This window comes from Methylophilus sp. YYY-1, from assembly GCF_029132825.1.
In the GTDB taxonomy this organism is placed as follows: domain Bacteria; phylum Pseudomonadota; class Gammaproteobacteria; order Burkholderiales; family Methylophilaceae; genus Methylophilus; species Methylophilus glucosoxydans.
This window is the reverse complement of sequence record NZ_WOVG01000004.1, coordinates 242,208-256,025: the sequence shown is the minus strand read 5'-3', so window position 1 is coordinate 256,025 and position 13,818 is coordinate 242,208. Positions and strand designations below refer to the sequence as shown.

General features: G+C 51.2%; 8 protein-coding genes and 1 tRNA gene. 1 reads left to right on the top strand and 8 read right to left on the bottom strand.

Going from position 1 to position 13,818, the window contains the following annotated elements; all coding sequences use genetic code 11:
• Nucleotides 1-24: 24 nt before the first annotated feature.
• From GOC95_RS12710 to GOC95_RS12675, 8 genes are all read right to left on the bottom strand, one after another.
• Entirely contained in the window at nt 25-978 is a 954-nt protein-coding gene (locus tag GOC95_RS12710; RefSeq protein WP_275357535.1) for a TonB family protein, read from the bottom strand.
• 15 nt (nt 979-993) lie between these two features.
• Entirely contained in the window at nt 994-2,364 is a 1,371-nt protein-coding gene (mpl, locus tag GOC95_RS12705) for a UDP-N-acetylmuramate:L-alanyl-gamma-D-glutamyl-meso-diaminopimelate ligase (RefSeq protein ID WP_275357533.1), read from the bottom strand.
• A 70-nt stretch (nt 2,365-2,434) separates the two neighbouring features.
• The gene (thiE, locus tag GOC95_RS12700) at nt 2,435-3,061 is read right to left on the bottom strand and encodes a thiamine phosphate synthase (RefSeq protein WP_275357531.1); all 627 of its coding nucleotides are present in this window, start codon (nt 3,059-3,061) and stop codon (nt 2,435-2,437) included.
• Entirely contained in the window at nt 3,045-3,902 is an 858-nt protein-coding gene (locus tag GOC95_RS12695; protein ID WP_194749687.1) for a hydroxymethylpyrimidine/phosphomethylpyrimidine kinase, read from the bottom strand. Before GOC95_RS12695 ends, thiE begins: the two co-directional genes overlap by 17 nt.
• A gap of 11 nt (nt 3,903-3,913) precedes the next feature.
• Nucleotides 3,914-3,987 (bottom strand) — tRNA-Gly (locus tag GOC95_RS12690).
• Nucleotides 3,988-4,091: 104 nt separating this feature from the next.
• Nucleotides 4,092-7,751, bottom strand: coding sequence for a YDG domain-containing protein (locus tag GOC95_RS12685; RefSeq protein WP_275357529.1), 3,660 nt, complete (start codon nt 7,749-7,751; stop codon nt 4,092-4,094).
• Nucleotides 7,752-7,951: 200 nt separating this feature from the next.
• The gene (locus tag GOC95_RS12680; protein WP_275357527.1) at nt 7,952-9,661 is read right to left on the bottom strand and encodes a ShlB/FhaC/HecB family hemolysin secretion/activation protein; all 1,710 of its coding nucleotides are present in this window, start codon (nt 9,659-9,661) and stop codon (nt 7,952-7,954) included.
• Nucleotides 9,662-9,799: 138 nt separating this feature from the next.
• Nucleotides 9,800-12,067: a primosomal protein N' gene (locus GOC95_RS12675; RefSeq protein WP_275357525.1), complete on the bottom strand. Its 2,268-nt coding sequence runs from the start codon at nt 12,065-12,067 to the stop codon at nt 9,800-9,802.
• Nucleotides 12,068-12,126: 59 nt separating this feature from the next.
• On the opposite strand from GOC95_RS12675, the gene argS reads away from it, so the two are divergent.
• Nucleotides 12,127-13,785: an arginine--tRNA ligase gene (gene argS / locus GOC95_RS12670; protein ID WP_275357523.1), complete on the top strand. Its 1,659-nt coding sequence runs from the start codon at nt 12,127-12,129 to the stop codon at nt 13,783-13,785.
• Nucleotides 13,786-13,818 lie beyond the last annotated feature (33 nt).

Below are 13,818 nucleotides of genomic sequence, written 5' to 3'. Positions count from 1 at the left end.
GCCTCAGTAAATAGGGACTGCACATTACTCAGTCGAAAGTTGGTCATCCCTGGTAAAGTTCCAGGTACGGGTAATACTCAGCACATCGGTATCCTGACGAATATCTTCGGTGAATACCGGAAACGGCGCGGCCAATTGCACAATGCGACGTGCGGACTCATCGAGCAACCTGTGCCCGGAGCTGCGATGAATACGAATATCTTCTATCGACCCATCGGCCTTGATCGACACCGTCATCTGCAATTGACCATATAACTTTTGTGTTCGGGCCGCCTGCGGATAATTCAGGTTTCCCACACGCTCAATTTTTTGCCGCCATTGCTCCACATAATTCGCAAAGCGATATTCCCGCGTGCGGGCACCGATAAATTGTCGCTTGGGGCGATTTTCATAGGCCTCCTGCTGCTTGGCAATCAATGCTTCCAGCTTGGCCATTTCTTGCATGGCAGCCAATTGCGGCTGTGATTGCTCTGGCAGCAATTTTGCCGGCGGTTGCTCTTTGCTGGATGGATGCGGCAATGTGGACGGCGCCTGCAGACTAGTGACCGATGTACTGGCTTTTAGTTGCGTCAGTAGTGCCTGCGCTTCTTGCTCCAGTTGGGTCACCCGCTGTTTTTCTCGAACCAGCTCAGACTCTTGCGGGGCCGCGGCAGGCGTTGCTGAGGCGGTGTTTGCCTGTGGCGTAGCGGGCAAGGCTGCTTGTAATTGCTGCACGCTGGGCAGCGGACTTTTCATCTGCCGCTTTTCATCGGTATTGCCGCCGCGATCAAGGTTGGCTTGTGCCAGCGCATCCGCTTTTTCTGGCGCACTGCGGGTTTTGCTGTTGACCAGCATCACCTGCAAAGAGGGAATCTGGTCTTTAAACGCCTTGAGTTCGGGCTGAAAATGGAGCGTCAGCAATACGGCGTGCACCAGTAAAGAAGCCCACAAGGCCCATACCAGTGGTGACTGTTTGCTGAAACCTTTCACGAGGCCCATGCGGCGTCTGCCTGTTTATCCCTGCAAAGCCTGCAATAATTTCTGGTGCACGCCGCCGAACCCGCCATTGCTCATCACCAGCACATGGTCGCCAGGTTTGGCCAAGGCGCTGACAGCGGCCACTAACTGTGTCAGGTCATCAAAGGTTTGGGCTTTGTGCTGAATCGGCGCCAGCGCTGCTGCAGCATCCCAGCCCAGGTTGCCGGCGTAGCAAAATACGGCATCGGCATCGCGCAGGCTCTCGGGCAGGGCCTCTTTCATTACACCTAGTTTCATGGTGTTAGAGCGTGGCTCGAGTACTGCCAGAATGCGAGCTGCGCCCACTTTGGCACGCAAGCCTGCAACCGTGGTGGCAATCGCGGTAGGATGGTGGGCAAAATCGTCATACACCGTGATTTCGTTAACCACGCCTTTGACTTCCATGCGGCGTTTGACGTTTTTGAATTCGCTCAAGGCCTCAATCGCAATGCAAGGTGCAACACCGACATGGCGGGCGGCGGCTATCACGGCCAGCGCATTATTACGGTTATGTTCGCCGAGCAGATCCCAGCTCACATTGCCCTGGCGCTCACCGTTAAAAAACACATCAAAGCGACCTTGGGCGTCCACATGTTGCACTTGCCAGCCACTCGCGCTGTCTATGCGCTCCACAGCACTCCAACACCCGCGTGCAAGTACCCGGTCCAGGCTTTCTTGTTGGTTCGCGACCACCAGACCTTGCTGAGGCACGGTGCGCACCAGGTGATGGAACTGCTTTTCAATGGCGGCAAGGTCGTCAAAGATATCCGCATGATCGAATTCCAGATTATTCAGTACGGCTGTACGCGGACGGTAATGCACGAACTTGGAGCGCTTGTCGAAGAAAGCGGTGTCATATTCATCGGCCTCAATCACAAAGAAAGGGGAGACCGATTGCGGATCTTGCCTGGGTGTTTGTGGCAACCGCGCAGAAACACCAAAGTTTTCGGGCACGCCGCCAATCAAAAAGCCAGGCGCCAACCCGGCGTACTCCAGCACCCAGGCCAGCATCGAAGACGTAGTGGTTTTGCCGTGTGTCCCGGCCACGGCCATCACCCATTTACCTTGCAGTACATTCTCTGCCAGCCACTGTGGGCCAGAAATATAAGGCAATCCCTGATTGAGGATTTCCTCCATTAAAGGATTGCCGCGCGTCACCACGTTTCCAATCACGTAAATATCAGGCTGCAAGCCGGTTTGCGAAGGATCAAAGCCTTGGATCAACTCAATGCCCTGAGCCTCAAGTTGGGTGCTCATAGGCGGGTACACATTGGCATCACAGCCAGTGACCCGATGCCCGGCCGCCTTGGCCAGCACGGCGATGCCGCCCATAAACGTGCCACAAATGCCAAGGATGTGAATATGCATAGAATTTACCAGAACAGATTAACGCATGCATTTTACCAAACAACGTCTGGCAAAACGGTAGTGATGTGATTCAATTTGACGCAAATAAAGACTGATATGCCCGGGAGCGGGCAGTGATATCGTCCGCCTGGAAAATATCGCTAATCACGGCCAGTGCATCCGCGCCAGCCGTGATCAATGGACGGGCATTCTCCAGCGTTATCCCCCCAATGCCAACCACCGGCACAGACAACTGTTGCCTGGCTTGCGCAAACAACGCAGTCTCGGCACGCGGCGCATTCGGCTTGGTAGAAGAAGGATAACAGGCGCCAAAAGCCACGTAATCCGCCCCCGCAGTTTGCGCGTGTTCCGCCAGCGAAAACTGGTTATAGCAAGAAGCGCCAATGATTTTTTGTTTACCGAGCAGGGCGCGTGCCTGCGTGATGGCACGGTCATGCTGACCCACATGCACGCCATCTGCATTCAGATGAGCGGCCAGATCAACATGGTCATTAATCAAAAAGGGAATCTGAGCGCCACGGCATAATGCCAACAAGGCTGCCGCTTGCTCCAGACGCAAGGCCTCGGTGGCCGTTTTATGACGGTATTGCACAATGGCAACGCCTCCACGCAAGGCCTGCGTCACCTGTTCGCACAACAGTGCAGTGTCATCACAATCTGGCGTGACCAGATACAAACCTTTAATGCTGAAGCTCACTCGCCTTTTCCTGTACCTCGGACTCACGTGCCCAGAAGAAACGGTCGGGAATAAACTGCCCCATGCCCGGCCTAAAGGCGTGACGCAGGGTTTGCCAGGTGAATTCCTGTGCTTCGTGCACGGCTTCTTCCATACTCAAGCCATGTGCCAGACATGCGGTGATGGCACTGGTGAGCGTGCAGCCAGAGCCATGATAACTGCCAGGCAAACGCTCCCAATGATAATCCTTGATCAGGCCAGGCGCCCCATTTTGTAAACCATACAAACTATTGACGACGTCATTTGAACGCTCGTGCGTGCCCGTGATCATCACATATTCAGCCCCCATGCCCAGCAGGCGTAGCGCACATTCTTCAAGCGAGCTATGCTTCACCTCGTCGCTTTCATCGTAATAGGCCAGGCGACGGGCCTCCAGGCTATTAGGCGTAATCAGAGTGGCTTGCGGGAACAAGAGCTCGCACATCGCCGCCTGCATTTCTTCATTCGACAACTCATCGCCGCGGCCGGACGCAAGAATCGGATCGATGATAAGCGGCACATCCGGGTAATCAGCCACAATCTCGGCAATCACTGCCACATTTTCAACGCTCCCCAGCAAACCCAATTTAAACGCGCTGACGGAAACATCTTCCAGAATGGTGCGTGCCTGATCATTGATCAGGTCTGCATCCAGCGGCATCACGCTCTCTACCCCCACTGTGTCTTGCGCGGTAATGCCAGTAATCACTGACAACGGGTAGCACCCAATGCTGGAGAGCGCCAGAATATCGGCCTGCACACCTGCACCACTGCTGGGATCTGTGGCCGCAAACGTTAAAACGGTGGGAGGGGTATTTGCCATGAAAAATCCTTTGGAGCGGCTGACGGGAATCGAACCCGCGTATCAAGCTTGGGAAGCTGGCGTTCTACCATTGAACTACAGCCGCAGATGAACGGGCTCTATTTTACTTGGTGTTAGCATGAATACAAAACATTATTCAGCATAAAAATAAAGCCGGACAATTGCCCGGCTTTATTAACACTCAACACATTAAATACAATTCGAGTTCACACCATCCGGCAATTTAACGCCGGAACTCAGGATAGGCGTACTACCCAGGTGATCTTCATTCACTGGACAAGCCACTGCATCAGGATCTTCATCATCCCCCGCAGCAGGGTTCAGCGAAACGATAGTCATCGTATTCAAAGCAGGGTTAGTTCCGACCAGGCCACCTAAACCAGCGTTGTCACGTGGTGAGATATTCAACGTTGTAGTCGTTGGAGTGGTAGGGGGCGTTGGAACAGCCAAAATGCTAGCTGTAGTCGTTGCGGTATTATTAACCAGTGTATAGTTACCTGCATCTACACCACCTAAAGTGATGCCACTGATATTAACAGTTTTACCAGCACCTACGGCACTATCAATAAACTGTCCGTCAGCTGTCGCCACTGTCAGCTGATCATTACCCAATCGTCCATTAAATATGGCAGCACCCGTATTTAAAGAAGCAAGTGTATTTCCATCAAAAACTTTGTCATTGGCTGTTATTCCAGCGACAGTTGAAAGGCTAGCCGGGGTAATTTGACCAATAGCTCCAGTTGCACTTGCTGAGGTCTGATTGTTGGTCAAGGTATAACCATACACCTGTCTCGCCACATCAACACCATTTCTACTTGTTGTATTAGTCACACTCAGGATCGAAATAGGATTAGTGGTCACGACCTTATTGTCGCCAACATTTTTGTTATCAAAAGTTGCAGAAACTATATTACTGTAATTAATCACATCACCATCACGACCCTCTGTCACCAATGATAAGCCTGCAATACTAGCATCTGTTGTCGTATCGTAAACACGACTTACAGACCCGGATAGCTTCGGATCAATCACAATATTTTCAGAGTAAATCAAGCCATTCCCTTTGGCTGCAGCATTGATCTGCTGCGTACCATTTTTTACACCATCATAAGTAGTGCCGTACTGCTTGAAATCATAGCCATTGAGGATTTTTGTACCGCGCTGCCCATTATCCGGTGACTGTGAATAAATGAGCCAACGACCATTTGCACCCGTAGAAATATCAAAGTTGCTGGTATTCCTATACCCTCTGCCTGCAACAATTGTCGTATTCAAACTCTGAGCATTAGTAATGATATTGCCAGACTGAATTACATCGCGGCCCGCACGAATAAAGAGATCAGGAGCCTGCCCAATTGTTCCATTGGCTAACGCAAAACCGACTTTGAGTGAAATTTCTTTAGTGACAACATCACCATCAGTCGAAACAAGTGAGACCGACCCAGCATTACCGCTTTGGCCTTTACCTGTTGCACCCGAAGCGTTGATATTGCCAACATTAATACCCGTACCCGCATTCACAGCGATATTACCTGCATTTGTACCGTTGTTATTGCCAGGATTGGAGGCATTCGTATTAATGTCCCCGGTATTAACGCTCCCATTGTTAGCGGTTAGAGTGACATTTGCTCCATTGGAGTTGCTGACGCCTTGAGTATTAATATTACCAATATTCAGATTGCCGCTAGCACTACTGATTTGAACTGCACCTGAATTACTGGCAGCAATATTATTACCAGCACCCGCCCCGCCAGCGCCAGTAGTGATGTTACCGACAGTAGCATTTCCGGAGGTGGAGATTGTCACTGCACCGCCATTACCACCTGGCAATGCAACAACTTGTCCGTTAGGGGCCACGACTGAAGAGCCCGAAGTATCAATATTGCCTGTCATATTGAGGCTGCCAGCATTGATCGTTACTGTGCCACCATTAAACCCAGCTGGCGGAAATGAGTTTTCACGCCCTTTGGCAGAAATATTTGCTGAGCCCAAATCTGCAGAACCAGTCACCGTAATATTCACATTACCAGCGTTTCCTGTGCTACTTCCGGCGCCAGGCGCACTGATATCACCCGCTGTATGCGTCAATGTCGCAGCTGAAAGTGTGACGCCGCCTGTCCCTGAAATATTGGCACCAATTGCTAAATTACCGGTACCGCTATTGTCAGCATCTGCCTTAAGGTTGATACTGCCTTTGCCAGTGGTTGTAATTGCAGCATTTACATTGATGTCATTATTTGCTTCCAGACGCACGCTACCATCACGATTCATCGTAAGCGCACTGTTAACGGTAATGTTATTGTTAGCTTGCAAATAGAGCTCGCTGTAACCCTTCACCTGAGTGACATTGACTTCAGTATTTGCCCCTGGATTAATGGCGAATGCATCATCTGGGGTGCCATCCGGTTGGTTTGCTGGTGCAGATGCCGCGGTGTTATTCAAAACAATGTTTTCAGGATCAAATAAAACGGTGCCACCGATGCCATTTGTGGCACCAACATTAACTTCACCTAGCATGGCCAAGTGCTGCTTGCCAGAGACCTCAACAAACCCACCGTTTCCACTCTTGGCGCCGCCTTGAGCAGAAATCTCGCCATAGTAACGGGTCAAATCATCAGCCCAGACAACCACTTTACCGCCATTGCCTTCCTGAATGGCATCCGCTTTGATCGTTGCACTGCTGGCTACATAAGTTGTTCTAGCGTTGTAAACTGCATCATTTTTACCCTGGTAATCACCACCTACCAACACTTTGCCACCGCCTTTATCGCCGGAGGCATCCAGCACAGCGCCGTTCATCAATGCCACTTGCTCACCTGTGACCTCAATGGTGCCGCCAGTAGTGTTAAGACCTTTCGCAATCAGGCGACCAGACACTTCAACCTTGGCATTATCGCCACCCTCCAGACGGATGACGCCATTACGTTCGACCAGTTGATTGGCTTCCACAATCCCGGAGATATTGATGGCTGAGGCACGGGCATTGGTTGCCATTTGCACAAAGCCGCCATCGGCATAGATAGCGCCGCTGTTTTTGATATTGGCCTCGAGAGCATCCCCCGAGAGCTTCGCCTTTATAAGACCATTACCGAAGAAATCCAGTGTTGCCTCTTGTGCCGACCCGAGCACAACACTGCCATTATTTGCGACCAACGTACCGGTATTTTCTACTGATTTACCAAGCAGAACGATATAACCTTCATTTTTAGCTTTAATAACACCATGATTGACAATAGACCCCATATTTTCAGTGCCTGTAAATTTATAACGTCCGGCCAGAAAATCATCATCGGTAATTTTTAATGTGGAGAGGATAATATTTCCAACATTAACTTCAGAACCTTTGGCAAAATAAATGCCGTTGGGATTCACAAATAAAAGCATATTGCTAACATTAAACTTGCCTTCAATTTGCGAAGCATCAGGCCCGGTAATCATAAACATTGCTCGGTCGCCAGCATGCTGATTCAAGTTAACTGTTTCGTTTGACCCAATATTAAAGCTATGCCAAGAAGCCTTGAGAGCGGAGGTTGTCTGATTGATGTCAAGCGTGGTGCCATTGTTACTCACATCAAAAGTTGCATGCCCAATGTCCAGCTTTGCATCAGAAGGGAGCGCATAAGAAACGCCTGAGGCTGTGAGCGCGGCGACTCCTAAACTCACTCTTAATCCAAGCTTAGCTGACTTACTTAATCGAGCACTAAAAGTAAGGCTTTGACTCTGTATTCTGCTACTTACGGACAACGATTTTTTGCCTTTGCTACGCGCTGTCTCTGCAACTACAGCCCATGCATTTTGCACATGACTCCACACCAATCTGTAGACGTGGTTTAAGGATGCTGCTTTCATGACACTTCTCCTTGTTAATAATAAACGCCACTGATCTCATGACCAGTGGGTTACCATCACTTCTCTCATATTCCTGATATGGATGTAATTTTGATTCAGGAATTTTTTTTTGTATGTAGCCCAGTATGACTAACGCTATTCATCTGGGCTACTTATGATTTATGTCAGGTTCAAAGCCTGTTTATTGACTGCTAGAAATACTAGAAACTCTTTCTTAGCTGCCCCCACAACTGGTATTCAGTATTACTACCCGAACCATCCAGATCACGCTTTTGCTGGGAGTAAGTGGTCGTTAATACCCACTGTCCTGGAATCTGGATATCAGTACCGATACCCACATGTTGGGAGCGGACATAGTTAGTGCTGCCAATCGGGTCATGATTTAACTTGCCACGACCAGCATCGTAAAAAACAAACGGCGTCACAGCTTGGATGTAGGGAGTCACGTCAGCGCCCGTGGTCGCAAAAGTACGGCGTAAATCAGTTCCTGCCATCCAGCCTTGGTCTGCCTGGCTGGGGATATCAGAGAATTGACGCCAGCGGTTAATGGCGCCAATACCAAAGCGCTCTGCGATATCAAGGTTACTATTTGTGCCTTGGTAATCTGCCCGCACAATCCAGTTGACGCCATTGTCGAATACCTGCGTACGGCTGGAAGTCCAGTTCCATTTGGTAAAACTGCCCTGGGTATCAAGTTGAGACCTATCCGTATCCTTTGCTGAGGCATCCTTGAATGAAACATTCCCTTGCGTGAGCACCAAACTCCATTGATAAGCAACGTCACCGGTCTCATTGATCCAATCACCCAACACGCCGAGCTCAAGGCTGCTAATGTTACGGCGGTTGTTAATAGAAAATGCCTTCACATCGTCATCCAGAATTTTGTAGTTGCTACCCACTTTGAATGAAATGCTTTTTTTAGTTTCACGTAACCAGGGATGTTCTAAAGACGCATAAAAATAATGCGCATCGCCCGACGCATCAAACTGTTTGAAATCGCGACCAAGCTCATAATCTACATAGCTGTAAGCCAGATTTAAAATATTACCTGCACTGCCAACAGGCGTCAGATACAATCCACTCAATGAGCGCTGACCTTCATCTCTGGAAACTTTACCCACCACCGCCAATTGATCTCCACGACCGTTCAGGTTGTTGATGGCACCGCCAAAACCTAATGTTTCTCGACCGGTGTAACGGTTGCCGTAAGTGTTTGCCGCCACATACCCACTGTACCGCGTTCTGGGTTCAACAGACACAGCCACATCTGAACTGCCCACAGCCTCACCGGGGTTGAGCTGAGAGGTGACCTGAATGCCCGGCAAGCCGTTCATCACCATGATATTGCGCACAAGGTTGCGCTCATTGAGCACATCCCCCTTGTTCAAGCCGTACTCGGAAACAGACTGGAAATACGACTGATCCAGCCCTTCACCGGTTTCGGCTTTCACCTCGCCCAAAGTACCTTCCAGAATCGCCAACTCAACCACAGCTTCTGCTTCAGTAGTTTTTTGCAAATCTTGCGTAGGCAAATAGACTTGTGTCAGCAAGTAGCCACGTTGGCGGTAATAGTTCCGAATGGTACCCACCGCTTCATTTAGCTCGCGCATACCCACTTCATGGCCAGTCAGCGAGGCGACTTGTGCTGCAAGCACCTCATCTGAAAACTGTTTGTTGCCAGAAAATTTAAACGCCTTGACCACAATCTTCAGACTGGATTTCTTTTGTTTTTTTTCTGGCTGTGGCGTTTCTTGTGGCACCTGAATAATGGGCCGTGGCTCTGGAATAATCGGTCTAGGGATATTGGGCTGCAAGGGCTCCGGGAACGAAACGCCCCCTGCCAAAACCTGCGAGCAATATCCCATGACCAGCCAAGGAATCAGGCGCATACCTGTCGTGTGTTTTTTCAAGATGACTCCCCAAAACTTTTATTAAAATCAATATGCTACAAATAATATCTCAACCCTCAAATTTACCTTAAAAAACAATCAAACACTAACCCTTTTTTACAAAATACCCTGTCATTGAAGACCACTTTTGCAAATTTGCTAGTATTCCAGGGCATCGACATCCAATACCCAGCGAATTTTCGCCTGTAATGGATGTGCTCTTACCCAGGCGACAGCGACTTGCAGTAGCTGCTGCAAGGCGTTGCGATGTGCAGATTGCATCATCACATAACCCCGCTCCATACGGTTCAGGCGTGCAAGCCCAGGTCTGACAGGATCATAAATTAGCGGCTGATCAGGCAAGGTTGCAGCATGCTGATCGACATAGGCTCTGGCGGCCAAACTAAACTCCGTCAGAAACTGGTTTACCAGGGCATACTCAGTGGCTTCTGCTTTCATCACGGCAATATAGGTAGCAGGCGGGAACTGCATCGCCATTCGCTCTTGCAACAAAGCCTGTGCAAACTCGGCGTAATTCTGCTCGCGCAAGGCGGTAAATAATAGGTGCTGCGGGAAGGCCGTTTGTATTAATACCTCACCCGGTTTTTCACCACGGCCTGCACGACCAGCCACCTGCATTAATTGGGCAAACAAGCGCTCGCTGGCGCGGTAATCCGGGCTATACAATGCACTGTCGGTATCGAGCACACCCACCAAGGTCAGATTAGCAAAATCATGGCCTTTGGCCAGCATTTGGGTGCCCACCAAAATATCGATTTCACCGGCATGCACCTCGGAAAGCAAGGTGGTTAAAGCATCTTTGGCCTGAATGGTATCTCTGTCCACGCGTGCGACGCGCGCCTGCGGAAACACCTGCTGCAGCGTTTCCTCGATGCGTTGCGTCGCCTGACCAACCGGGCGCAAATCTGGATTGCCGCAACTTGGGCATTGCAGCGGAATAGGCTGCTCATCGCCACAGTGGTGACAGCGCAGCACGCGCTGCCGCAGGTGCAGCACCGCTTTGGCAGAACATCGGCGGCAATCGGCCAGCCACTGGCAGGCCGAGCAATGCAGCACCGGGGCATAGCCACGGCGATTAATAAACAACAAGCTTTGTTCGCCCCGCTGCAAACGCTGCTCTATCGCCTGCTTTAACAAGGGCGTCAACCCAGCTTCTGGCGGCGGATGCGCAGTATCTATACAAAAAATACGCGGCAATGTGGCTTGCGCCACCGCCCGCTTGTTTAAAGTGAGCAAGCGATAAATCGGCTTTCTGCCGCCTGCGTGCTCCTGATCGCCCGTTGCGTTGTACCAGCTTTCCAGCGAAGGCGTGGCACTGCCAAGCACCACGGGCACACCATGCTGCTTCGCACGCACCAGCGCAACGTCGCGGGCATGATAGCGCATGCCATCTTGTTGCTTGTAAGAGCTGTCATGCTCTTCGTCCAGAATCATCAGCTTGAGGTGAGGCATGGGCGTAAACACACTCAAGCGCGTCCCGATTACAATGCGTGCGGCGCCAGACTGGGCCGCTTGCCAGTTTTGCAAGCGCTCACTCTCACTCAAATGGCTATGCAAGGTAACCAATGCGTACTCACTGAGCCGGCTACGAAAACGGCTTTCCAGCTGCGGTGTCAGGTTGATTTCGGGCACCATAATCAGCACTTGCGACTGTGGATCAGCCAACACTTTTTCCAACAAGCGAATATACACCTCGGTTTTACCGGAGCCCGTGATCCCAAACAGTAGCCAGGGCTGAAATCCATGCAGGCGGCCCAGAATCGCCTCAACGGCCGCGGCCTGCTCGTCATTGAGTTCGGGGACCTGCGCGGAGGCAGGCATGGAGGGCCGCGTCGCGATGACTTCTCGCCTGTTTACATAGCCGCCATCCAGCAAGGGCTGTAACGCTTTGCGCCAAGTGGCAGAAACCGCAGCGAGCATGGCCTCACTGCATTCGGCGTGCTGCTGTAGCAAGGCCAGCAACCTCGCTAAGACTTGTTGCCGCTTGCCGATCAACGCATCAGGCACCGGTTGTGCCAGATGATAGAGCCACATTTTGCGCGACACCGCCGGCTTGATTTGCCGCAAGCGCAATGGCAGGCTGGATAATACGGTTTGCCCAAACGGATAGTGATAATAGTCTGCACAAAAGCGCAACAATTTGAAGCTGGCAGCATCCAGCGGCACGTCGTCAAACACTTGCAATACCGCTTTGAGCTTGTGCAAGGGGATATCGGTCTCATTGACCAGAGCCATCACGATCCCCACCAGTTGCCGTCCGGCAAATGGCACCACCACGCGGTTACCCACTTTGATCACCAGGCCAGGATTCAGATAATCAAACTCACGGTCCAGCGGCACATCAAGCACGACGCGCACAATGCTGGCGGACGTGGTGACCTGAGGAGCGGCGGATGTTGAACACATGGGTGAAAAGGCTTAATTAGGTTAAAATGGCGGTTTGACGATAACGCATCATTTTAACCTTGAAACAAACGATCACAGAACTGATTCTGCAAGCGGTGACGCCGCTGGTGGCAGACACCTCCAGTCTCCATATCATCCTTGAGCGGCCAAAATCTGCCGAGCATGGGGATTTCGCGACCAATATCGCCATGCAACTGGCTAAACCGCTCAAGCAAAATCCGCGCATGATTGCCCAGCAGATTATCGACGGCTTGCCCGCCAACCAGGTGATCAGCAAGGTGGAGATTGCAGGTGCAGGCTTTATCAATTTCTTTTTGTCGGCAGATAGCAAACAGGCCATCGTGCACGATATTTTGAAACAAACCGACCAGTTTGGCCGCAACCCGGCGGGGCAAGGTGAAAAAGTCCAGGTGGAGTTTGTCTCTGCCAACCCCACTGGCCCGTTACATGTGGGCCATGGCCGCGGTGCTGCGGTCGGCGACTGTTTATGCCGCTTACTGGCCGCCAATGGCTGGGAAGTGACGCGTGAGTTTTATTACAATGATGCGGGCGCACAAATCGATAACCTGACCAAATCGGTGCTGGCGCGCGCGCAAGGGATAACGCCAGACGATGCAAGCTTCCCTGAAGATGGTTACCGTGGGGACTATATCCTCGAAATTGCAGAGGCCTTTTTAGCCAAAGCGACGGTGACTGCTGACGACATGCAGGTGACCGCCAGCGGCGATGTCAATGATACGGAATCTATCCGAAAATTTGCGGTGGCTTATTTGCGCCATGAGCAAGATCTCGACTTGCAGGCATTCCAGATCAAATTTGATGTGTTCTCACTCGAAAGCGCGCTATACACCGAAGGCAAGGTAGACAACACCGTGCAATCGCTGATCGCCAGTGGTCACACCTATGAACAAGACGACGCCTTATGGCTGCGCACAACGGATTTTGGTGATGACAAAGACCGCGTCATGCGCAAAAAAGAAGGTGGCTACACCTATTTTGTGCCGGATGTCGCTTACCATCGTGAAAAGTGGCAGCGCGGTTTCAAACGTGTGATCAACGAGCAGGGCGCAGACCACCACAGCACCATTACGCGCGTGCGCGCCGGGCTACAAGCCCTCAATGTTGGCATTCCGCAAGGCTGGCCCGAATACGTGCTGCACCAAATGGTCACGGTGATGCGCGGCGGTGAAGAGGTCAAGCTCTCCAAACGTGCAGGGAGCTATGTGACTTTGCGCGACCTGATTGAAGAAGTTGGCTGTGATGCCACGCGTTACTTTTTGGCGGCGCGTAGCCCGGATTCGCAATTGGTGTTCGACATCGATCTGGCACGTGCGCAAACCAATGACAACCCGGTTTACTATATCCAGTACGCGCATGCGCGCATTTGCAGCGTACTCAATCAGTGGGGTGGCGATGTTGGCAGCCTCACCACCACCGACCTGTCACCACTCAACAGCACAGCAGAAACAACCCTGATGCAAGCCTTGGGGCAATATCCTGAAGTGGTCAGCAGCGCCTGCCAGGCACTGGCACCGCACATGGTGGCCAACTATCTCAAGGAGCTAGCCAGTGCCCTGCATAGTTATTACAATGACACCAAATTTTTGGTGGATGATGCACAAGTCAAACTGGCACGCCTGTCGCTGATTACCGCAACCCGCGTTGTCCTTCGCAATGGCTTGTCTTTGCTGGGGGTAAGCGCCCCGGATAAAATGTAAGCACCTGAAAAGTGCCCGAATTGATTGGTTCAA